18 protein-coding genes and 2 pseudogenes are annotated in these 22,318 nt (G+C 73.8%); 8 read left to right on the top strand and 12 right to left on the bottom strand.

Going from position 1 to position 22,318, the window contains the following annotated elements:
* Window positions 1–80 precede the first annotated feature (80 nt).
* The gene (locus LIU39_RS17895) at window positions 81–653 is read left to right on the top strand and encodes a helix-turn-helix domain-containing protein (protein WP_227047748.1); all 573 of its coding nucleotides are present in this window, start codon (window positions 81–83) and stop codon (window positions 651–653) included.
* Window positions 654–726: 73 nt separating this feature from the next.
* Window positions 727–1,284 (top strand): YbaK/EbsC family protein, encoded by a 558-nt coding sequence (locus LIU39_RS17890; protein ID WP_227047747.1) that lies wholly within the window; start codon window positions 727–729, stop codon window positions 1,282–1,284.
* A gap of 78 nt (window positions 1,285–1,362) precedes the next feature.
* Here LIU39_RS17890 and LIU39_RS17885 read toward each other — a convergent pair whose 3' ends face one another.
* The gene (locus LIU39_RS17885) at window positions 1,363–1,860 is read right to left on the bottom strand and encodes a GNAT family N-acetyltransferase (RefSeq protein ID WP_227047746.1); all 498 of its coding nucleotides are present in this window, start codon (window positions 1,858–1,860) and stop codon (window positions 1,363–1,365) included.
* Window positions 1,861–2,028: 168 nt separating this feature from the next.
* On the opposite strand from LIU39_RS17885, the gene LIU39_RS17880 reads away from it, so the two are divergent.
* Window positions 2,029–2,622: an AAA family ATPase gene (locus LIU39_RS17880; protein WP_227047745.1), complete on the top strand. Its 594-nt coding sequence runs from the start codon at window positions 2,029–2,031 to the stop codon at window positions 2,620–2,622.
* Window positions 2,623–2,633: 11 nt separating this feature from the next.
* Here LIU39_RS17880 and LIU39_RS17875 read toward each other — a convergent pair whose 3' ends face one another.
* A complete protein-coding gene (locus tag LIU39_RS17875) occupies window positions 2,634–3,041 on the bottom strand; it encodes a CoA-binding protein (protein WP_227047744.1) in 408 nt (135 codons plus the stop codon).
* Between the two features lie 208 nt (window positions 3,042–3,249).
* A complete protein-coding gene (locus LIU39_RS17870) occupies window positions 3,250–4,086 on the bottom strand; it encodes a type VII secretion system-associated protein (RefSeq protein ID WP_227047743.1) in 837 nt (278 codons plus the stop codon).
* A gap of 251 nt (window positions 4,087–4,337) precedes the next feature.
* Between LIU39_RS17870 and LIU39_RS17865 the strand changes: the two genes are divergently transcribed.
* A complete protein-coding gene (locus LIU39_RS17865; protein ID WP_227047742.1) occupies window positions 4,338–4,964 on the top strand; it encodes a YigZ family protein in 627 nt (208 codons plus the stop codon).
* A gap of 140 nt (window positions 4,965–5,104) precedes the next feature.
* Here LIU39_RS17865 and LIU39_RS17860 read toward each other — a convergent pair.
* Both LIU39_RS17860 and LIU39_RS17855 read right to left on the bottom strand, forming a co-directional pair.
* Window positions 5,105–6,435 (bottom strand): annotated as a pseudogene (locus LIU39_RS17860) (MFS transporter); the annotation flags it as partial.
* Window positions 6,436–6,485: 50 nt separating this feature from the next.
* Window positions 6,486–7,139 (bottom strand): TetR/AcrR family transcriptional regulator, encoded by a 654-nt coding sequence (locus LIU39_RS17855; protein WP_227047741.1) that lies wholly within the window; start codon window positions 7,137–7,139, stop codon window positions 6,486–6,488.
* A 276-nt stretch (window positions 7,140–7,415) separates the two neighbouring features.
* Here LIU39_RS17855 and LIU39_RS17850 point away from each other — a divergent pair, with 276 nt between their 5' ends.
* On the top strand, window positions 7,416–8,582 hold the full coding sequence (locus LIU39_RS17850) for an exonuclease SbcCD subunit D (RefSeq protein WP_227047740.1): 1,167 nt from the start codon (window positions 7,416–7,418) through the stop codon (window positions 8,580–8,582).
* Window positions 8,579–11,746 carry an AAA family ATPase gene (locus LIU39_RS17845; protein ID WP_227047739.1) on the top strand — a complete coding sequence of 1,056 codons (3,168 nt, stop codon included), beginning with the start codon at window positions 8,579–8,581 and terminating at the stop codon, window positions 11,744–11,746. Before LIU39_RS17850 ends, LIU39_RS17845 begins: the two co-directional genes overlap by 4 nt.
* 35 nt (window positions 11,747–11,781) lie before the next feature.
* Here LIU39_RS17845 and LIU39_RS17840 read toward each other — a convergent pair.
* From LIU39_RS17840 to LIU39_RS17810, 6 genes and pseudogenes are all read right to left on the bottom strand, one after another.
* A pseudogene (locus tag LIU39_RS17840) lies at window positions 11,782–12,219 on the bottom strand (Lrp/AsnC family transcriptional regulator); the annotation flags it as partial.
* A 32-nt stretch (window positions 12,220–12,251) separates the two neighbouring features.
* Window positions 12,252–13,673: a GNAT family N-acetyltransferase gene (locus tag LIU39_RS35290; protein ID WP_308409392.1), complete on the bottom strand. Its 1,422-nt coding sequence runs from the start codon at window positions 13,671–13,673 to the stop codon at window positions 12,252–12,254.
* Window positions 13,674–13,754: 81 nt separating this feature from the next.
* On the bottom strand, window positions 13,755–15,446 hold the full coding sequence (locus tag LIU39_RS17825; protein ID WP_227047738.1) for a DUF885 domain-containing protein: 1,692 nt from the start codon (window positions 15,444–15,446) through the stop codon (window positions 13,755–13,757).
* 126 nt (window positions 15,447–15,572) lie between these two features.
* Window positions 15,573–16,610, bottom strand: a complete 1,038-nt coding sequence (locus tag LIU39_RS17820) for an NAD-dependent epimerase/dehydratase family protein (protein WP_227047737.1) — start codon at window positions 16,608–16,610, stop codon at window positions 15,573–15,575.
* Between the two features lie 77 nt (window positions 16,611–16,687).
* Window positions 16,688–18,082, bottom strand: coding sequence for a GNAT family N-acetyltransferase (locus LIU39_RS17815; protein WP_227047736.1), 1,395 nt, complete (start codon window positions 18,080–18,082; stop codon window positions 16,688–16,690).
* Between the two features lie 83 nt (window positions 18,083–18,165).
* Entirely contained in the window at window positions 18,166–19,746 is a 1,581-nt protein-coding gene (locus LIU39_RS17810) for an alkaline phosphatase D family protein (protein WP_227047735.1), read from the bottom strand.
* 228 nt (window positions 19,747–19,974) lie between these two features.
* Between LIU39_RS17810 and LIU39_RS17805 the strand changes: the two genes are divergently transcribed.
* The gene (locus LIU39_RS17805; protein WP_227047734.1) at window positions 19,975–20,379 is read left to right on the top strand and encodes a VOC family protein; all 405 of its coding nucleotides are present in this window, start codon (window positions 19,975–19,977) and stop codon (window positions 20,377–20,379) included.
* 22 nt (window positions 20,380–20,401) lie between these two features.
* Here LIU39_RS17805 and LIU39_RS17800 read toward each other — a convergent pair whose 3' ends face one another.
* Complete coding sequence (locus LIU39_RS17800; protein ID WP_227047733.1) at window positions 20,402–21,232, bottom strand: alpha/beta fold hydrolase; 831 nt, start codon at window positions 21,230–21,232, stop codon at window positions 20,402–20,404.
* A gap of 189 nt (window positions 21,233–21,421) precedes the next feature.
* Between LIU39_RS17800 and LIU39_RS17795 the strand changes: the two genes are divergently transcribed.
* Window positions 21,422–22,306 (top strand): RNA polymerase sigma-70 factor, encoded by an 885-nt coding sequence (locus LIU39_RS17795; protein WP_227047804.1) that lies wholly within the window; start codon window positions 21,422–21,424, stop codon window positions 22,304–22,306.
* The last annotated feature ends 12 nt before the right edge of the window (window positions 22,307–22,318 follow it).

Genomic DNA, 22,318 nt, shown 5'->3' with positions numbered 1-22,318 from the left:
GTACAGTGAGCTGGACGCTGAAGTGCAGCACACCGTAGTTCAGTAAGACGGACTATGTCATTCACTATATTGGACGGACCGTGACGGACCTCGACCAGCTCACGCAGTCGCTCGCCCGCAACCTCAAGCGCTGGCGCACCGAGCGCGGCTACACCCTCGACGCGCTGGCGGCCCGCGCCGGAGTCAGCCGCGGCATGATCATCCAGATCGAACAGGCCCGTACGAACCCGAGCGTGGGCACCACCGTCAAGATCGCCGATGCCCTCGGCATCAGCATCACCACCCTCCTCGACCACGAACAGGGCCCGCAGGTACGGCTGGTGGCCCCCGGCGAAGCCGTCCGCATGTGGTCGACCGAGGCCGGCAGCCACACCTTGCTGCTGGTCGGCGCCGAGGCGCCAGGGCCCTACGAGCTCTGGGACTGGCTGCTGATGCCGGGCGACAGCAGCCAGTCGGACCCGCACCCGCCCGGCACCGTCGAACTGCTCCACGTCCGCACCGGAACCCTCACCCTCACCGTCGACGGCACCGATCACGCGGTCCCCGCGGGCGCATCGGCGACCTTCGAGGCGAAGGCCGCGCACGGCTACCGCAACGACGGCACCGAACCGGTCGAGATGACCATGTCGGTACTCGTCCCACCCGGCCGCTGACCGCAGGCCGCCGGTCTTCTCGCCCCCTGAGACGCGCCCCGACCCGGCCGGCCGTGCCTGTTAGCTTGGCGCCATGCCCGTGCCCATGGATGCCTTCGACGATGTCCGGCCCGCGATCGACTGCCTGGACCTGCTGCCCGAGCCCGTAGCCGCCGCCCTCCGCGACTGGCGCGGCTCCGTACCGGTCGAGGAGATCCGCTACGTCGACACCGACCCGGCCATCGCGGACACCGCGCTGCTCGTCGAGCACTACGGCGCCTGGCTGCTGGAGCAGTCGGCGAACTGCGTGGTGGTGGCGGGCAAGCGCGGCGGCGAGGTCACCCTGGCCGCCTGCCTCGTCCTGTCGCACACCCGGGCCGACGTCAACGGCGTGGTGCGCCGCCAACTCGGCTCCCGCAAGGCGTCGTTCGCGCCGATGGACACCGCGGTCGGCGACAGCGGCATGGAATACGGCGGCATCACCCCGATCGGCCTGCCCGGCAGCTGGCCGGTGCTGGTGGACGCCGCCGTCGCGGACATCCCGTACGCGCTGATCGGCAGCGGCCGGCGACGCGGCAAGATCATCGCGCCGGGCAAGGCGCTGGCCGAACTCCCCAACGCCACGGTCATCGACGGGCTGGGCGTGGCCTGACCTGGCTAACGACCTGGGGAACAATGGTCCTCGGGAGAAGGGCTATTGCTCCCCAGGTCGTAAGGACCGCCCCGCCCGCTATCCGGCGTCCGACGGTCGGGATCGCAGGTCCAGGGACAGCGCGGTGGAGTGCTCGGCGAATCCCAGGCTGCGGTACAGCGGTTCGGCGCCTTCCGTGGCATGCAGGTCGACCCGGCTCACACCCAGCTCGGTGAACCGCCCCAGCAGCGCCTCCGTCGTCGCCCGCGCGTAGCCCAGCCCCCGGTGGCCGACGTCCGTACAGACGTTGAAGACGAAGGCGAACAGGCCCGAGGGGTGACCGGGCGCAGGCAGCCGCTGCTCGACCGTGCCCACCGCGCAGGCCGCCAGGCGCGGCGCACCGTTTTCGGCGGCGCCGTCCACCACGAACGCGACGAGCGGCCCCTGCGGATCCGCGAGTTGCCGGCGCGCCACCTCCTCGGCGTGCCGCTCCCACGCCCCGGGGGCGTCGCGGCCGGTCATCGCGGCGAACATCAGGCGGCGCAACCGGACCAGTTCGGCGGCGTCTTCGGGGACGGCGTGGCGTGGCGTGGTCATGCCGGGACGCTAGCGCAGCGGCCGCCAGGCCCGAACGGGATATCTCACGGGCCGGACAGCCGCCGAAACCTCGGGCCCGGCCGCGCCTTGGCGAGGCCCCGGCCGCCCCGACCGGCCGCGGCGAAAACCGCCGGGCACGGGGCGGGCCCCGCGCGATACCGTCACGCCGTGACAGGAACCTCGTGGGACATCGTGCTGCTCGGCGGGGCGTCCGGCATCGGAAAGAGCCGTCTCGCCGCCCAACTCGCCGAGGAGTCACAGGGTTTCGTCGTCGAGTTCGATGACGTGGTCAGCGCCGTACAGGCGATCACCACCGCCGAACAGCACCCGGATCTCCACCACTTCGACCATGTCGCCGCCCCGGCCCTCCCCACGGCGCAGGTACTGGCCCACCAGATCGCCACCGCACGAGCCCTGGAACCCGCGGCGCTCGGCGTGGTGCGCAACCGCCTGACCGTCGACGTACCCGCCGTGATCGAGGGCGACTACCTCACCCCGGCCGCCGCCACCCGAGCCGTCCGCGAGGGTCTGGCGTCCGGCCGCCGCGTCCGGGCGGTGTTCCTGCACGAAGCGGACCCCGGGCAGATCACCGCCAACTACGCATCCAGGGAACCTGACCTCGCCGCGCAGACGCACCGGGCGCAGGTCAGCGCGCAGTTCTCACACTGGCTCAGCCACCAGGCCGGCCTGCACTCCCTGCCCGTGGTCGCCTCCCGCCCGTGGCACACCCTCACCGCCCGTACCCGGCAGGCCATCGGCTGAGCGGCGCCCGCTCACCGCAGCCGGGGTATCTCGATCGCCGGGCAGCGGTCCATCACCATGTCGAGCCCCGCGTCGCGCACCCGTTCCCAGGCCGCTTCGTCGACCACACCGAGCTGGAACCACACGCCCCGCGCGCCGGCCGCGACGGCTTCGTCGGCGACGGCACCGGCCAGCCCGCCGTTGACGAACACATCGACCACATCGACCGGGAACGGTATCTCCGACAGCGACGCGTACCCCTTCTCACCGTGCACCGTCTCGGCCTTCGGGTGCACCGGCACGATCCGCTTGCCGTAGCGCTGCAGGACCTCCGCGACGCCGTACGCGGCCCGCTGCCGGTTCGACGACAGGCCCACGACGGCCCAGGTGTCACCCAGCCCGGTGAGCATGCTGCGGATCGTTGCGGGATCGCCGTACACGCGCTGCCTCCTGTGGAAGGAAAGAGTCCTGTCCGCAAAACGGACGGCCTCGCGCAAGGATTCCCGCTCCGGCCGCATTTCCCCGGCCGCTTCGTCCCGCCGCCTTCACCCCCCCGTGCAGCCACCCGGTTCCCCCACGAAGACCCCGGGCAGCGGAACGCCCCGCCCGAAGGGGAAGACGGGCGGGGCGGGATCATGTGCCGGAACGTCAGCCGGTGCTGCCCCTGGCGCCGCTGCTCGCCATACCGGCGCCGACGGCCGCCGTACGGGCGGGCTTGCCGATCGGCAGGCCGCCGGCCGGGCCCTCGGGACCGTCCTCGGGATGCGCGCCCACCGGCTCCGCACCGCCCGCCGCCGTACCCGGACGCCGGGGCGCCGCCGGCCCGTCCACCAGGGCGAAGCCGTCGGCCGGTGCGTCGCCCTCACCCGCCGCCCCCGCGCCGGATGCCGACAGGGCGGCCTGCAGCTCCTCCATGTCCACCAGCATGCTGACCGGCCCCGTCGGGTTCAGGTACATCGCATGGCCGGGCGGCAGTTGCCCGACGAGTTCCGCCACCGGGCGCCGGTCGTAGAGCAGTCGCCCCACAGCCTCCAGGTGGCTGTCCGACGTGTAGACGGGCACCACCGGAGTGCCCTCGGGCGACGCCGCGGCCAGCGGGCTGCCGGTCGCGCTGACCAGGACCGCGACCTCCGCGCGCGCGAGCGCGTCCGGCACGTCCTGCGCCGGGCCGTACCCGGTCGCGGCCAGCTGCACGGCCTGGTCGACCGGGTCCGTCGGGTCCGCCCAGTCCAGCATCTGCGGGGACGGCCGGTACTCCGGGTTGTCCCGCCACTCCTCGATCTCGCCGGTCGGGCCCGAGCGCCACTGCCCGATCAGCGCCCAGCGCGGCGGCGGCCCCTCGCCGGTCCAGGTGAGATCCACCATGGCCAGCCAGTGGTCCGGCGCGCTGCGGGCCGCCTCGATCACCTCGGGGGGCGGATCGGGCATCTCCTGGCCCGTCACCGGAACACCTACCGCCACCGTCGTCTGTGTGCTGTCGTCCATGAAGCCCTCCGCCAACCCGCCGTACGGTTCCTGGGTACGCGACCGGGCCCCGTCCACGAGGCCGTCGCCCCGGCCACAGTGCCCACGGTCGGCCCGCACGTCTGCCCGACGCACCGGAGGGGCCCCGGGGATACGCCGCCTGGCCGTGCGCGGAGCCCCCGTACGGCGGACACCCGCAGCGCGGCGCGGGCCTGGGGCGCATCGGACCGGCCGGTGCCGGGCCGCGCGGGCGGGCCGCATAGGCTGGTGCGATGCAGGAGCAGTACCGGACCCTCGCCCACGCGGGTGTGCACGAGATCGAGATCAACAAGTCCCGCTTCCTCTGCGCGCTCGCGCCCGTCGCGACCGAGGCCGAGGCCCAGGACTTCATCGCAGGTGTCCGCAAGGAGCACCCGGGCGCCCGCCACCACTGCTTCGCCTACGTGCTGGGTGCCGACGGCGGCATCCAGAAGGCCAGCGACGACGGAGAGCCGGGCGGCACGGCGGGTGTGCCGATGCTGCAGATGCTGGTGCGCCGCGAGGTGCGCTACGTCGTCGCGGTCGTCACGCGCTACTTCGGCGGCGTCAAGCTCGGCGCCGGCGGGCTGATCCGCGCCTACGGAGGCGTCGTCGGCGAGGCGCTCGACACCCTCGGCACGGTCACCAGGCAGCGCTACCGGCTGGCGACGGTCACCGTCGACCACCAGCGTGCAGGCAAGGTCGAGAACGACCTGCGGGCCACGGGACGGATCGTGCGCGAGGTCAGCTACGGCGCCGACGTCCGCATCGAGGTCGGCCTGCCGGAAGCCGATGTCGAAGGCTTCCGCGCCTGGCTGGCCGACGCCACCTCCGGAACGGCGGCGCTCGACCTCGGCGGCGAGGCGTACGGGGACGCCTGACGTCGGACCGCGCGCCGGGGTGGTGCGTAGTTGAGCATCACGTGGAGTGTGTCGTCATCCGTTGGGCTCCGGTCCCGACGGGGGAGATTGAGGCGGAATTCAGTCCGGCGGGCGGGGAGTTGGCCCGCGGCCGGTCCGTCTCGGGCGACGGGCCGGCCGCGGGGCAGCAACGACGCCGGCAGCAGTCCGAGTGCGGCGAGCCCGGCCAGGACCGGCAGGGCGGAGCCCATTGCCGTGGCGGCCGTCGCCGAGGTCCCGACGTCCGACGGGCGCAGCGTGATCCCGGCGGCGACGGCGATGCCGAGTGTCGGGCCGATGTTCACGGCGGTCTGCTTGAGGCCGCCGACGACCCCGGCGTACCCGGGCGGCGCGTCACCGACCACGGTTCCGGTCGCGGTCACCATGACGGTGGCGAACCCCGCACCGAGCACGGCGAAGGCGGCGCCGGTGGTCGGCCAGGTGCTGGTCGGGCCGAGCAGGGAAAGACCGGCTGTGCCGAGGACGACGAGAAGCGTGCCGGTGATCGCGGTGCGGCGTGGGCCGTACCGCCGTGGCGCACCGCCGGCGACGGGCGCGCCGAGAACCATGAGCGCGGTCAGCGGGAGAACCCGCAGACCGCTGGCGAGCGGGTCGAGCCGGAGTACGTCCTGGAGGAAGAAGAGGAAGAAGGTGGCGACGAACAGCGCGCCGAACATCCCGCCGGTCGTGACCAGCAGGAGCGCCATCGATGCGGTCACCGGTACGGAGCGCGCCACGACGAGCGGCACGATCGGGTGGGCGGTCCGGCGTTCGTGCACGACGAGTACCGCCGCGAGGCCCGCGACGGCCAGGAGCCCGAGCAGCGTCGGCACGGCGGTCCACCCGTGCGCCGGTATGCCGACCAGGGTGTGGACCAGGACCGCGAGCGTGGCCGTGAGCAGCGCTGCGCCCGTGAGGCCGAGCCGCTGCGGCGCGGTATGTTCCGGCGCGGGCACCCGAACGGCGAAGGTGACGGCGGCGATGGCGAGCGCGACGGGGACGTTGACCACGAACACCGCACGCCAGCCAAGACTCGCGACGAGGACGCCCCGAGGACCGGACCGATCGCCGCGGCAACCCCGATCGCGCTGGTACGGATGGCCACCGGAGTACCGAGCCGGTCCGCCGGGTACGCCAGTCTCAGCAGCGCGAGCGTCGCCGGTTGCAGGAGCGCGCCGAACACACCCTGTGCGGTGCGCAGGCCGATCACCCAGCCGACCGAGGGTGCGAGCGCGATGCCGCCCGAGGCGGCCCCGAAGCCGAGCACGCCGATGAACAGCAGCCGTGTGAGTCCGTACCGGTCGCCGAGACGCCCGGCGAAGACGAGCAGCGCCGCCACCGCGAGCAGGTAGCCCGTACTCGTCCACTGGACCTGCGCCACGCTCGCGCCGAGATCGCGTTGCAGGCTGGGCTGCGCCACGAGCAGGACCGTGCCGTCCAGCGCGACGAGCATCGCGCCCGCCACGCTGACCAGGAGCACCAGGTGCGGCCGTACGGCCGCGGTCACGAGGCCACCGGCCCGAGGTGAGCGTGGAGCGCCGCCGCGACGAGCCGGTCGAGCTGATCGCTGTCAGGTGCTCCGCCTTCCGGCCGGACGTCGAGGGCGAGCTGCAGGCTGCCCCACACCCACAGCTGCGCGATGCCGTGCAGGTTGGACCAGAGGGCGGCGGCCGTCACGTCCGGCGTCGCGGCCTGGCCCGGCGAGTCCGGCCGCTGCGCGACGTCGCGTTCCGCCCGGCATCTGGCAACGAGGCCGACGAGGAGCTGGAACACGGGGAGCGTCGACTCCCGCAGCCGTGGCCGGTCCGATGAGTTCGTGTCGCTGTCGAGGAGGTCGTGGCGGAACATCAGCTCGAACATGCCGCGATGCTCCAGCGCATAGCCGACATACGCGCGCCCGAGTATCTCCAACTGGCCGCGCGCCGAGGTCGTGCCACCGATCTCACCTGCGAGCCGGGCCTCAAGGTCCGTGAAACCGCGACCGGCGATTGCGGAGAGCAGGGTGTGGTGCGTGGGGAAGTAGCGGCGCGGAGCCCCGTGCGACACCCCCGCCCGTCGCGCGATCTCACGCAGCCCCAGCGAAGCGGAGCCCTCGGTCATCACGAGGTTCACGCCGACGTCGATCAGCCGTTCGCGAAGAGAGTTCTCGTTTTCCATAGACACTGTCTACCATGGTCGTGTAGACAGTGTCTATCGCGTGGAGGGGGTGCGGGAATGCAGGGCGGGGCGGGCGGGGTGTGGCGGTCGGCATCTGCGGGGGCGGCGGCCGGGCATGTGGTCAGCCGGCTACCGCGGTGGGCGGCAAGCCGAGGTCGGTGCGGGGCTCGGTGCCGGGCGGCGCTAACGTGGTCGGTGCTGACAGCGGTGCCCGTGCCGGCTCCGTGCTGGTTGCGGAGGCGGAGGAGCGGTAAATATGCAGGTCGGAGCGTTGTTGTGAGGATTCTGCACACCTCCGACTGGCATCTGGGGCGTTCCTTCCACCGCGTGAGCCTGCTGGACGCCCAGCGTGCCTACCTCGATCACCTCGTGACGACGGTCCGTGATCGCGCCGTCGACGTGGTGCTCGTCGCCGGGGACGTCTACGACCGGGCGGTGCCGCCGCTGGCCGCCGTCGAATTGTTCGACAGTGCCTTGCACCGCCTCGCCGACCTCGGCGTCCCCACCGTCATGATCTCCGGCAACCACGACTCCGCCCGTCGGCTGGGTGTTGGCTCGGGGCTCATGGAGAAGGCCGGCATCCACCTACGGACCGACCCGGAACACTGCGCCACCCCGGTGCTGCTCGACGACGCGCACGGCCCGGTGGCGTTCTACGGACTGCCCTACCTGGAGCCCGCCCTGGTGCGCGACACCCTCGGCGCCCGCCGAGCCGGGCACGCCGAGGTCCTGGGCGCCGCCATGGACCGGGTGCGCGCCGACCTGTCCGACCGGCCGGCCGGGACGCGCTCCGTGGTGCTCGCGCATGCCTTCGTCACCGGCGGCGCCGTCAGCGACAGCGAGCGCGACCTCACCGTCGGCGGCGTCGCCTCCGTCCCGGCAGCCGTGTTCGACGGCGTGCACTACGCGGCGCTCGGGCATCTGCACGGCTGCCAGGCGCTCACCGACCGGGTCCGCTACTCCGGCTCCCCGCTCGCCTATTCCTTCTCCGAGGCCGCCCACCGCAAGTCCTCCTGGCTCGTCGACCTCGACGTGGACGGCACGGTGCACGCCGAACGGATCGACTGCCCGGTGCCCCGGCCGCTGGCCCGGATCCGTGGCCCGCTCGAAACCCTGCTGGACGACCCGGACTTGGGCCGTCACGAGGCGGCCTGGGTGGAGGCGACGCTCACCGACCCGGTGCGCCCGCACGAGCCGATGGCCCGCCTCACCGAGCGCTTCCCGCACACCGTGAGCCTCGTCTTCGATCCCGACGAGGGGCCCGCCCGTTCGCTCGCCTCGTACGCCCAGCGGCTGCGCGGGCGCAGCGACCAGGAGATCGCCGAGGACTTCGTGGAACACGTGCGGTCCGGCCGCGCCGCCGACGCGCAGGAGCGCGCCGTGCTGCGGTCGGCGATCGACGACGTACGGCTCGATGACGCAGTGAACGAGGTGGCCCGATGAGGCTGCACCGGCTCGCCGTCACCGCATTTGGGCCGTTCGGCGCCACCCAGACCGTCGACTTCGACCGGCTCTCGCGGGACGGCCTTTTCCTCCTTCACGGGCCGACCGGAGCGGGCAAGACCTCCGTCCTGGATGCCGTGTGCTTCGCGCTGTACGGCTCGGTGCCGGGCGCGCGGCAGAGCGGCCAGGCGCTCCGCAGCGACCTCGCCGACCCGTTCACGCTCACCGAGGTCGTCCTCGAACTGACCGTTGCGGAAAGCCGGTTGGAGATCACCCGGCTGCCCGAACAGGCCCGCCCCAAGAAGCGCGGCAGCGGCACGACCCGGGAGAAGGCGCAGAGCCGGCTGCGGGAGTACGTACCCGGGGACGGGGACGACGCGGCGGGCCACTGGAAGGCGCTCAGCCGCTCCCACCAGGAGATCGGTGAGGAGGTCGGCCGGCTGCTCGGGATGAGCAAGGAACAGTTCTGCCAGGTGGTGCTGCTGCCGCAGGGCGACTTCGCCCGTTTCCTGCGCGCCGACGCGGAATCCCGCGCCCGGCTGCTCGGCCGGCTCTTCGACACCCGCAGGTTCGCCGCGCTCGAAGAGCGGCTGGGCGCCCGCCGCAAGGCCGCCGCCGACCGGGTCGCTGCCGGTGACGACCGCCTGCTGGCGCTGGCTCACCGCATCACCCAGGCGGCGGGCGACTGCGCCGACCTCGCCGACCCGTCGCTCCCCGCACCGGGTGCAGTGGCCCCGGACCCCGCCGCACGGGACCGCTCCGGCGGCCGGGCGCGGCAACCGGCAACCGCGCGCGTCCCGGGCCAGGCCGGTGCCGGCGGCCGCACGGCCTCCCGTACCGCCGCCGCACCGTCATCCGAAGCCGCGCCGGGCCCGGGGGAGCCGGGCTTCGCCGAGGCCGTCCTCGTCCGCGCCGCGGTCGCCAGGGCGAGTGCCAGGGAACGTCTGGCGGGCGCGGGCGCCGCCGTACGGGCCGTGGAGACGGCGGAGCGGGCGGCAGCGGAACGCTTCGACGAGGAACGCGAACGCGACCGGCTCCAGCAGCGGTACGCCACCGCCCGCCGCCGCGCCGCGCAGCTCGACGCCACGGCCGACGCGTGCGAGCAGGCTCGCACCCGGCTGGAGCGCGCACGGGCGGCCGCCGACGTCGCGCCCGCCCTCGCGCTGCACGACGCCGCCCGGCGGGACCACGACACCGCCAGGCGCGCCGAACAGCGCTGCCGCTCCGTACTCGCCCCCGGCCTCGCGGACGCCGGGGGCGACCGGCTCGCCGACCTGGAACGCCGCTCGCGCGAGGACCTCGGTTCGCTCGCCGCGGCCCGGCGCGCCGAACGCCGGGCCGCCGGCATCGCCGCCGAGCGCGCCGTACTCGACCGCGAGGCACGCGCCGACGACCAGGCGCTCCTTGACGCCGCACAATGGCTCACCGGCTGGGACGCCACCCGCCAGACACTCCATCGCCGCATCGAAACGGCCCAGGAAGCCGCCACCCGCGCCGAACAGCTGCGGGCCCGCATCGACCCCGCCCGGGAACGCCTGGACGCGGCCCGCAGACGCGACCGGCTGGCCGCCGACGTCCGCACCGCCGATGCGGAGTTGCTCACCGCAAGGGAGCGGTCGGCCGCCGCCCACGAGCACTGGCTCGACCTCAAGGACCGCCGGCTGCGCGGCATTGCCGCCGAACTCGCCGACGGGCTGCGCGACGGCGACCCCTGCGCGGTGTGCGGCGCGACCGCGCACCCCGCGCCCGCCCGCGCCGGCGCCGGGCACGTCGACCGGGCGGCCGAGGAAGCCGCGCTCGCCGCCCACCACACCTGCGAGGAGTCCCGCCAGGAGGCGGAGCGGCACCGGCAGGCCGTCAAAGAGGCGCTGGCCGGCGCCGCCGCCACCGCAGGCGACACCCCGGCCGGTGAACTCGCCGCGCACGTCGAGCAGTTGCGGGCCGATCATGCGCGCGAGCACGCGGCGGGCGCCGATCTGTACGCCGCACGCGAAGCGCTCGACCGCGCCGAGAACGAATACGAGCGGCGCCGCACCGCACAGCAGCAGGCCGAACGCAGGGCCGCCGCCCGCACCTCGCAGCGCGAAGCACTGGACCGCGAACACGCAGCCCTGGACGAGGAGTTGACACAGGCGCGCGGCGACTGTGCGAGCGTCGCCGAACGGGCCCGCCGCCTGGAGAGCAGGGTCGCGCAGCTCGCCGATGCCGCGGAGGCCGCCCGCGTGGCCCGTGCCGCGTCCGCACGCCTGGAGGAGGCCGAAGCGGCGCTGGCCGACGCCGCGGGGCGGGCCGGTTTCGACGCTCCCGGGGCCGCGGCCGACGCGCAGCTGACGGATGCCGAATGGCGTGCCCTCCAGGAACGGATCGACACCTGGCAGGACGAATCAGCCGCCGTCCGGGCCGAGTTGGCCGACCCGCACAGCGGCGCAGCGGCCGCCCTGCCCGCCGCGGACCCGGACACCGCGCGCGCCGCACTGGAACGCGCGGGCCACCGGCTGCGGGCCGCCGCGGCGGCGTACGAGGCCGCCCGCGACCGCTGCACCGAACTGGACCGGCTCTCCGCACGGGCCACCGCCGACACCCGCCAACTGGCCCCGCTGCGCGCCGACTACGACCTCATCGCCCGGCTCGCCACGCTCACCTCCGGCACCTCGGCCGAGAACGAGCGGCGGATGCGCCTGGAGTCGTACGTCCTGGCCGCCCGGCTCGAACAGGTCGCCGCGGCCGCCGGCGCCCGGCTGCACAAGATGTCATCCGGCCGCTACACCCTCGTGCACTCCGACGAACGCTCCGGCGGCACCCGGCGCTCCGGACTCGGCCTGCACGTCATCGACGCCTGGACGGGACAGGAACGGGACACCTCCAGCCTCTCCGGCGGCGAGACCTTCTTCGCCTCGCTGGCGCTGGCCCTCGGCCTGGCCGATGTCGTCACCGACGAGGCAGGCGGCACCCGTCTCGACACCCTCTTCATCGACGAGGGCTTCGGCAGCCTCGACGAACAGACCCTGGACGAGGTGCTCGACGTCCTCGACGGGCTGCGCGAACGCGACCGCAGCGTCGGCATCGTCAGCCACGTCGCCGACCTGAAGGGCCGCATCCCCGCCCAGCTGGAGGTCGTCAAGAACCGGTCGGGATCGACCGTCCGGCACCGGACGCCCGGCTGAGCGCGCCGCCGGGACCGGGGGCCAGGCCAGCCGCTGACCGGGCGGCGGGGGAGCGGGGAGGAGTACACGACGCTGGTGGTCGCGGCGCCGGGCCCGCCGATCCGGCCCGAGACCTCCTCCAGATGCCGCGTCGAACGCGCGGCGATCTTCAGGACGAAGCGATCGTCGCCGGTGACGTGGTGCGCCTCCGGGATCTCCGGACTGGACTCCAGGAGCGCGTGCAGGGGCCGGTCGCCGCCGTTCGGGTAGCACAGCCGGACGAACGCGAGGGCCGGCAGCCCCACCCGCTCCGGGACGACCACCGCCGCGTAGCCGGATACCACCCCGGCGTCCTCCAGCCGCCGGCCCCGCCCGGTGACCGCGCTCGCCGACACGCCGACGGCGCGGGCCGGTTCGGCGTAGCCGGCGCGCCCGTTGTGCTGCAGGACGTCGAGGATGCGCCGGCCGGTGGCATCAGGGGAATATCCGGTCATGGGCGCTGTCCAGCAGTGAATTCCCCGGCGGGTCACGGCTGCTGCCGCAGATCGTCACCGCTCGGCCCGTCCGCGGGCCCGGCGTACGTGAAGGCCCGCAGTTCCCCGCGCATTCCGGCGGGGCGGAAACCGGCCCGCTCCAGGACCCGTTGCGAGGGCAGGTTGTCCGGTTCGGTCGCCGCGCACACCGTCCGCACCTCGGGCCTGGCAGCCGCCCAGCCCGCCAGCAGCCGCGCCGCGTCCGTCGCCCGGCCGACGCCACGGGCCGAAGGGGACAGGTCGTAGCCGATCTCCACGCGGCCTTCGGCGTCCGGCGGGCCGTGGAAGCCGATGCTGCCCAGCGCCCTCCCGTCGGCGGCGTCGGAGAGGACGAAGACGCCCCAGCCGGGCAGGTAGCGCCCGGCGACCGCGGCGGCCACGACGATTCCGGCGCCGCCTGACGTGGCCTCCGACGGCCCGCCGTCGATCCAGTCGAAGCCCGCGCACCCGCCGTCCGCCACCCGCGCCGCCGCGCTCGGCAGCAGCGCCCGCAGCGTCACCCGGCCCGCCGCGAGCGTCAGCGGAAAACCGGCGCCCGCGGTCACCAGCGCCTCGAACAGCGGGTCCGCCGACGCCCCCGCGGGCAGCCCGCTGACCTGCCCGTCGCCGACCTCCACCACCCGCCACCCGCCGTCCGTGCGCCGCGCCAGGTCCGTGGTCACGAACGGCAGCCCCAGCGCGGCGACGGCCGGCGCCACCGAGGTCAGGTCGGGGACCGGCAGCAGCTCCGGCGTATCGGGATGGGCGCCGACCAGCACCGGCTCCCCGGCCACCCACCACACCCGCGCCTCGCCCGCGACGAAGGACTCGAAGGCGCGCAGCACCACACCACCCGTGAGGAATTCCCCCTGGAGCGCCATGAACCGGCCCACCACGGCGGCGAGTTGCGGGGTATCGGACGCGTCCGGGACGAAGGCCGCCTCGTCCCACTCGTGCTTGCGGGACTTCACCCAGTCCTTGACGACGACGGGCCGGCCGCCGAACGGCGCGGCCAGCCGGGCCAGCGCCGCCGCCGAGGGAACCCGGCCCGGCCGGCACGGCAGCCAGTGGCCGGCCGGCGTCACCGCGCGGAACGTGCCGTACCAGCCCGGGAGTTCATGAGCGGTGCGGTACGCGGCGGGGGACGTCACCAGCGTGCGGCCACGCTCCGCCAGCGCCGCGGCCAGCTCGGCGTAGCGCCCGGCAGACAGCATCCAGCCGCGGTACCAGGCCGGGCCCGCGCCGTGGGGCACCCGGGCCACCGCCGCTTCGGTGTCCCCGGCGAGCAGCTCCTCCAGGCCGACGAGCGCGACCGCCGCGCCGGCCGCCCGCGCCGCTGCGGCCTCACCGGCGAACTGCGGATCCGTCCGGCGCGGCCGCAGCGGATCGGCCGGCAACAGAAACAGTGGTCGCTCCACCGTGATGTCCCTCGTCATGCCAGCGGACCCTACGGACGGCGGCGGCCGGCCACAAACGGGTATCCGCGCACCCGCCCCCGATGGCGGCCCGCCCGTCGCTCAGAGCGCGGACAGCTCGACGAGCAGATCGTCAAGGCCCAGCGACCCCAGGGACAGTGCCGCCATGTGCCACGCCTTGAGGTCGAAGTCCGCGCCGTGCCGGGCCCGCGCCGCCTCGCGGCCCTGTAGCCAGACCCGCTCGCCGAGCTTGTAGCCGATCGCCTGGCCGCCGATGCCCTGGTAGCGGATGATCTCGCTCTCCACGAAGTCCGCCGGGCGGCTGCAGTGGGACGCGAGGAAGGCGTGTGCCAGCTCGGGTGTCCAGCGCTCGCCGGGGTGGAAGGGCGAGTCCGCGGGGATCTCCAGCTGGAGGTGCATGCCGATGTCGATGATGACCCGCACCGCGCGCATCATCTGCGCGTCGAGGTACCCGAGCCTGCGCTCGGCGTTGGCGAGGAAGCCCAGCTCGTCCATCAGCCGCTCGGCATACAGCGCCCAGCCCTCGGCGTTGGCGCTGACCATGCCCACCGTCGTCTGGTAGCGCGACAGGTCGTCCGCGACGTGCGCCCACTGCGCCAGCTGGAGATGGTGGCCAGGTACGCCCTCGTGGTACCAGGTGGAGACCAGGTCGTACAGCGGGAAGCGGGTCTCGCCCATGGTCGGCAGCCAGGTGCGGCCGGGCCGGGAGAAGTCCAGCGACGGCGGGGTGTAGTACGGCGCGGCCGCGCTGCCGGCCGGCGCGATCCGCGACTCCACCCGGCGTACCCGCTCGGCGAGTTCGAAGTGAGTGCCGTCCAGCTCCGCGATGGCCTGGTCCATCAGGTCTTGGAGCCACTGCCGGGTCTCCTCGACCCCCTCGACCGTCTCGCCGTTGTCGTCGAGCCAGGCCAGCGCCTCCCAGGGGGTCTTGGCCCCGGGCAGCACCTTCTCGGCCTCCGTCTTCATCTCGGCGAGCAGCCGGTGGAACTCCGACCAGCCGTAGCGGTACGCCTCGTCCAGGTCGAGGTCGGCGCCGTTGTAGTAGCGCGCGAAGCGGGCGTAGCGCTCCCTGCCCAGCACGTCGGGGGCGCCCGCGACGGCCGGCGCGTAGTGGGTGCGCAGCCAGTCCCGCAGCTCCACGAGCGCGCCCGTCGCGATGTCGGCCGCCGCGTCCAGCTCCTCGCGCAGCGTCTGCGGTCCGGCGGCGGCGAACTCGGCGAACCAGCTGCGGTCCGTGCCGATCCACTCGTCCAACTGGCCGAGCACGGTGGTCACTTGGAGCGGGCCCGCGGGCAGTTCCTGCCGCAGTCCCGCGTCGAGCGAGGCGCGGTAGCCCTCCAGCGCGCCGGGGACCGCCCGCAGCCGCCGGGCGATGGCCGCCCAGTCCGCGTCGGTCTCGGCCGGGGTGACGGTGAACACCTCGCGTACGTGGTGCAGCGGCGAGCCCAGATTGCTGACGGCCCGCAGCCCCTCGCCCGCCTCGTGGACCGCCAGTTCGGCGGTCAGCCGCTCCCGCAGCAGCCGGGCGCAGCGCTGCTCGGCTGCGCTGTCCGCGCCCGGCAGTGCCTCGGCCTCGGTGAGCCGGTCGAGCGTCGTACGGGCGAGCTGGGCCAGCGCCTCCTGGCCGGTCGGCGACAGATCGGGGAGTCTGCCGGAGCTCTCGGCGATGCCGAGGAAGGTGCCGGTGATCGGGTCCAGGTCGATGAGGGTGTCGACGTAGGCGTCGGAGATCTGGCGGGGCAGCTGCCCGCCGGAAGCATGGTTCTGGGACATGCGGCCATCTTGGTACGGATGGCCCGCCCGCGTCACACCAAGTGGGCCGAGGTTCCGGCCGTTTTACCTTGTGCCGGGGTTCCCGGGCTGCCCCAGGAGCGGCCCGGGGCAGGCCCGTACACAGCCTCAGGCCCGGTGTGCCGCGAGATACGCATCCTCGGCGGCATAGGGGAACAGTCGGCTGAAATACGGGTCGTCGGCGGCGGGCAGGATCCCGGCGCGGTCCCCGGTCCTGGCGGCCTCGACGAGCCAGTCGATCTCGGCGGCGACGGTGGCGGCGTAGTCGCCGGCCGGACGGTAGCCGAGCTGCCGGGCGGCGGACATGTCGAGCACGACCGGGTGCGGCGCGTCCCAGGGAGTCCTGCCGAGGTTCTCGTCGGCGTCGTCGTCGAGCAGCACTTCCGTCCACGCGTGGCCGAGGTGCCGGGCGACGGCCCGGGAGATGTCGAGCGCCGTCGGGGCGTCGGGGTCGGCGCTGTTGAGGATCCGCGCGCCGGGTCTGTGGGCGACCGTCTCGATGAGGGCGGCGATGTTGGCCGCCGCCGTCGGCTGCACGATGCCGGTGCCCCGGCGGGCGAGCAGTACGTCGGCGCGCAGGTCGATGACCCGTTTGACGAAGGCCCAGGCACGCGGCCGGGCCGCGCCGACGCCGTGAACCCGGGACGGGCGCAGCACGCTGATGGGCAGCCCGCTGTCCAGGGCGACGTGTTCGGCCGCGACCTTGTTGGGGCCGTAGCCCTCCGGCGAGCGGTAGTCGATGTCGCTCGGCGCCAGGGTGGCCTGGGTCTCGTGGACCGGCCCGCCGTAGTCCGGCGGTGCTGCGGAGTTGGAGTGGTTGCCGTGCTCGTCGACGTAGACGGCCTTGCTGGAGATCAGCACCGTGGAGCCGGATTCCCTGGCCAGCGGGAGCAGCAGCCGGGCGTCGGCCGCGGTGTAGCAGATGCAGTCCACGAGCAGGTCGGTGCCGTCGCCGATGACGGTACGCAGCCGGGCGGCGTCCGCGCGGTCCGCGCGGCGGAAACGGGCGCCGGCGGCGGCGAGTTCGGGCGGCAGGTGGGCGGGGTCGCGGCCGGTGACGTCCACCTGCCAGCCGGCGGTGAGGAGACGGAGCGCGGTGGCACGGCCGATCATGCCGGTGCCGCCGAGGATGAGCGCATGAGGCATCGGGAAAGCCTAGAGCCTGGCCCCGGGAGCGGGCTCCGGGGGCCAGGCGGGGGCGGCGGTGAGGCAGCGGACGGCGCTCAGCGGCCCGCCGGGCCGTCCTGGGCCGGTGTCGACGCATGTGCGTCGCGCAGCGCGGGGACACCCTTCGGGCGCGAGGTGATCACCAGCGTGCCCTCCTCGATCTGGTAGTCGAGCGGCAGCCCCAGGCCGCGCATCGCCGCCACCATGCCGGTGTTCGACGCCTGGGTGATCGCGTACACGCTCTCGCACCCGGCGTCCGACGCCATCGCCATCAGCCGGCGCAGCAGTTCGGCGCCGATGCCGCGCCGCTGCCAGCCGTCCTCCACCAGCAGCGCCACCTCGGTCTCGTCGCCGTCCCACAGCAGGTGGCCGAGCGCCACCAGCCGTCCCGACGCGCTCTCCACGGCGAGCGTGCGCCCGAACCGCGGGCTGAGCAGATGCCCGAGGTAACTGTCGGCGTCCTTGACCGGGCCGTGGTAGCGCAGCCCGAGAGTGGCGGCGGAGCAGCGGTCGTGCATCTCGACGGCGGCGGCCCGGTCGGCCGGGTCGGCGCGGCGGATCGTCAGGGCGTTGCCCTCGGGCAGCGTCAGTACGTCACGCCGTGGCGGCACCCGGTGTCCGAGCCGGGTGTCCAGTTCGACCAGCGCGCGCACCCGTGCGAACTCGGTGGGAGTGAACGGCAACTGCGGCCTTTCGACGGTCAGGGAACCCCCGGAGGGAGCCCGGAACCTCATGATGTGGTCCTCCAGAACGCCCTCGGCAGGCACCTGTTCGGCCGCCGGGCGGCCGGGGAGCGAGCGTGCGGGCACCGAATGAATCGTGCAACGGCCCAGCAACTGACGCAAGGCCAGCGGCAGTTCGGCCGAATCCAGGGCCGTACGGGTCGCCAGGCCCAGCATCCGGGTCGGCACGTCCACCAGGTCGTGCGTATCGGCCCGCTCCAGCCAGGTGTGCGCGCCGCCCGCGCCCGCCACCGTACGGGTCAGCTCGGCGGGCGCCAGCGTGCCCGGCGCGCGCAGCAGGAACTCGTCGACCGTGCCGGCCGACAGGGGGTGGGTCTGCAGGCTGAGTATGTCCACACCCTGCCCGGCCAGCGCCGTGCACAAGGAGGCGAGGCTGCCCGGCGTGTCCTGGACGGTGGTGCGCATCCGCCACAGCGCCGTCTCCTGCGCGGCCGCTCGGGGGGCCGCCGCAGGGGACGGTGCCGTGGCGCCGGTATCGGCCGACGGCGGCGCGTGGCCGTGGCGGCGTGACCACCACACGTGGAAGCCGGCCGTGGCCAGCAGTGCGGTCGCGGCGACGCACAGCATCACGGGGCCCGAAGGGCCGTGCGCGACGAGGTTGGCGGCGGCATCGGCCACGGCGACGGCCGTGAACAGGGCCGCCAGTTCGACGAGGTCCCGGCGCCAGTGCGGGCGACGGGCGGACGCGGCAGAGGTGGATCGAGTCATGCAGACAGCCTTGCCGACCGGTGTTGCCTGGCCACCAACGTATTGTGTCCGACGGGTAAAAGACGCAATCGACGCATTGGCCTCTACTGTCCTACCCGTCCTGGTTGCAGCACCTTGCTGAACAACACCTTCCCGCCCTCCTGACGCAGCCGCACCGTCAGCTCCCCGCTGCCGCCGTCGATGTCGATCTCACCGAAGTACTGCGGGCTCTCGGCCGGCGAGGTGTTGGCCCGGTCCGGTGCCTGGACGAACGGTTGGTCGGGACCAAAGGTTCCGTCCAGCTTCACCGCCGGGAAACCACCGGCGTTCAACGGGCCCGACACGAACTCCCAGAACGGTGCGAAATCCTTGAACGCCGCCCGCTCCGGAGCGTAGTGCTGCGCCGACGTGTAGTGCACATCCGTCGTCAGCCAGAGCGTGCCGGTCACCCGCGCGTGCTTGATGTGCCGCAGCAGCTCGGCCAGTTGCAGCTCCCGGCCCAGCGGCGCGCCGGGATCGCCCTGCGCCACCGCCTCGAAGTTCTCCTTGCCGTCCGGGACGACCAGACCCAGCGGCATGTCGGACGCGATCACCTTCCACACCGCACGGGAGCGCGACAGCTCACGCTTGAGCCGGCGCAGCTGCTCGGCGCCGAGGATGCCCTGCGGGTCGTCGGTCTGGCGGCCGGGCGAGTTGGCGTTGCGGTAACTGCGCATGTCCAGCACGAAGACGTCGAGCAGGGGGCCGTGCCGGACCACGCGGTAGACGCGGCCGCCGCGGTCCGGGCGGAGCGTCCGGATCGGGAAGTACTCGCCGAACGCCCGCAGCGACCGCGCCGCGAGCACATCCGCGTCCTTGACCGTGTACCGGTCGTCGTCCAGCAGCTGCCCCGGATACCAGTTGTTGTGCACCTCGTGGTCGTCCCACTGCGTGATCGTGGGCACCTGCGCGTTGAACCGGCGCAGATTGCGGTCCAGGAGGTTGTAACGGAACGCACCGCGGAACTCCGCGAGCGTCTCGGCGACCTTCGCCTTCTCGTCGGTCGTCACATTCCGCCAGATCCGGCCGTCCGGCAGCGTCACCTGCGCCTCGATCGGGCTGTCGGCGTAGATGTTGTCGCCGCTGCACAGGAAGAAGTCCGGATCGCGACGCCGCATGTCCTCGTAGATGCGGTAGCCGCCCCGGTCGGGATTGATGCCCCAGCCCTGGCCCGCCAGATCGCCCGACCACAGGAAACGCACGCCCTCGCCCCGGCCGCGGTGTGCGGGAGCGGTCCTGAAGGTGCCGGTGACCGGCTCGCCGGTGCGGCGCGGGTCGTCCGGGTCGGCGAGCAGCACGCGGTAGTGGACCTGCTCGCCTGGCGGCAGGCCGTGCAGCGCCGTCACCCCCGTGAAGTCCGTACCGGCCCCGACGACAGGACCCGTCCAGGTCCTGGCATTGCGGAACGTCTCGGTGGCCGCGGTCTCCACGATCATCCGGGCCCGCCGGTCGGACCGTACCCACACCAGACCGGACGAGGTCGTCACGTCGCCGACCTGCGCGCCCCACTCGGCGGCCGGCCGGCCGCTGCGGGCCTGCGCGGGCGCGGCGCAGGACAGGGCGGGCAGCGCCAGCGCCGCGGAACCGGCCGCTGTGCCCCGCAGCAGCGACCGCCGTCCGAAGCCGCCGCGGTATCCCTGCGTCATCCGGAACCTCCCAGCTCGAACCAACTCTCGGTGACGCTCCGTTCGTACAGCGCCACGGTGCCCGGCCGCCCAATACCCGGTGAACTCCGTTCGTCCTACGCCTCGCGACCGGGGGCGGGGGCGGGGGCCATGGTCGCAAGACCACCGGCCGATCGCCAGGACAGCGGCCCGACGTTTACGGTCCTGCTACGCGGCGTCCGGTAGCGCCCCGGCCGAAGGAGCTTCCCCGTGCCCGCCGACGGTTCCGCGCACCTCCGCATCGCCCGTCCCAGCCGCGACCTGGCGGCGGCCGACCGCTTCTGGTGCGCGGGACTCGGGCTCTCCGTACTGTTCCGCCACCCGTCCGGCAGCGCCGAACACTCCCTGCCGATGGTCGGCCGGCCGGACGCGGCCTGGCACCTGGAGCTGACCCACGACCCCGCAGGCGCCGAAGTGACCGACGGCACCCCCGACGATCTGCCGGTCGTCTACCTGGACGGCCCGGTGCCCGACGACCTGGTCGCCCGCCTGGAACGGTGCGGCGGCCGGCGGGTCGCCGCACACAACCCGTACTGGGACGCCTGGGGCGTCACCCTGGAGGACCCCGACGGCTACCGCCTGGTGCTCTGCCGCCGGGCCTGGAACCCCTCGTGAACGGCCTTCTGCCCGCGGGCGTTCACCCCACCGTGCCGAGAACCACCCGCGTCACCAGCGCCGGATCGTCGTTCATCGGGACATGACCGCAGCCGGGCAGCCGCACCAGCCGGGCACCGGGGATCGCGTATTTCGCGCGCACTCCCTGGCGGCGCGGCAGCAGCCGGTCCCGGCTGCCCCAGGCGATCGTCACCGGCACGTCCGGCACATCAGCGGTGAACCGCACCCCGCGGCCCGCCCGGAGCGTCGGCGTGAAGCCGGGCGCCTCACGCAGCGCCCGGGTCTCGGCCGCCACCGCGTCGGCCGAACGCCGCCCGGGATGGGCGTAGATGCTCCCCGTCAACGAGGCCCGGCCGGCGGCAGACCTGGCCAGCGCCGCCACCACCGGCTGCGGCAGCGCCTGCGCACCGGCCCGCATCCCGCGCAGCAGACCGAAGGCGTAACGCCGCTCGGCCGGGGTCCAGAACCCGGCGGGGGACAGCGCGGTGACGGTCCGTACGGCCCTCGCGCGGCCCAACTCCAGCGCCAGCAGCCCGCCCAGGGAATTGCCCACCACGTGCGGCCGCTCGACACCCAGCTCGTCGAACGTCGCGGTGAGCAGCGGCAGCACGCTGGCCAGGGCGTACGACGTGCCGCCGGGCAGCGCGGGCGAGACACCGAAGCCCGGCAGGTCCAGGGCGATGACCTCGTGGGAGGCGGCCAGGAGGTCGCAGACCGGCCGCCACGCCTGGAGATGGTGTCCGATGCCGTGCAACAGCACGATCGGTTCACCCGCGCCCTTGCGTTGGTAGGCCACCGTGAACGGCGGCCGTCCTGCGGGGCTGACGCGGGCGAAGGAGACCGGGACGGCCATGGGGCAACTCCTCGGAGAATCGCGGCGGTTCGTGGAGCCACACCCTGCCAGCAAAGGCTACTGAGCGGTACGGCAGGTGTGGGATCCGGCCGCGGGACGCCCGGCACTGTGCCGCACACCACGTCCCCGCACCCCGGCCTTGAGCGATATCCGCTGGACACGGCGTCGGCGGGACGCTGGGATGAAGAGGTGCCGACCGATCCCGCCACCGAAGTCTTCGAAGAGCACCACCCCGTGCTGCACGGCGTCGCCTACCGGATGCTCGGCCGAGTGGCCGACGCCGAGGACGTCGTCCAGGACGCCTGGCTGCGCTGGTCGTCCGCCGACCGCGCCGACGTCCGCGAACCGCGTGCCTATCTGGTGCGCATCACCACCCGGCTGGCCATCGACCGCCTGCGCCAGGTCCAGGCCCGCCGCGAGTCCTACGTCGGACCCTGGCTGCCCGAGCCGCTGGCCACCGACACCGGCCGGGACGCGCCCGACACCGCGGAGCGCGCGGTGTTCGCCGAGTCCGTCACCCTGGCCCTGCTCGTCGTGATGGAGTCGCTCTCCCCGCTGGAACGCGCGGTGTTCGTGCTGCGCGAGGCGTTCGGCTACCCCTACGCGGAGATCGCCGCCGTACTCGACCGCAGCGAGCCGGCGGTGCGCCAACTGGCGGGCCGGGCCCGGCGCCACGTCGAGGACGGCAGGCCGCGCTTCGACATCGACCCACGGCTCCAGCGCGACCTGACCGAGCGGTTCATGGCGGCGGCCGCAGGCGAGGACCTGGCCGGCCTCGTCGGACTGCTGGCCGAGGACGCGCGGCTGGTCGGCGACAGCGGCGGCAAGGCCAAGGCGCCGCTGCGGATCCTCGAAACCGCGGACAAGGTGGGCCGCTTCCTCATCGGCGTCACCAGGACCGGACTCGCCGGCATGGAGTACGTCCTCATCGAAGTCAACGGCGGTATCGCGGTCCTGGCCCACATCGACGGCCGGCCGGACTCCGTCATCCAGCTCGACGTCGCCGACGGGCGGATCCAGACCGTCTACGTCGTGCGCAACCCCGACAAGCTCGTCTCGCTCACCAGGGCCTGACCGGCCGCGGAC

This window comes from Streptomyces pinistramenti, assembly GCF_020564935.1.
In the GTDB taxonomy this organism is placed as follows: Bacteria; Actinomycetota; Actinomycetes; order Streptomycetales; family Streptomycetaceae; genus Streptomyces; species Streptomyces pinistramenti.
The sequence above is the reverse complement of the archived record's forward strand: the minus strand, read 5'-3'. Positions and strand labels throughout refer to the sequence as shown.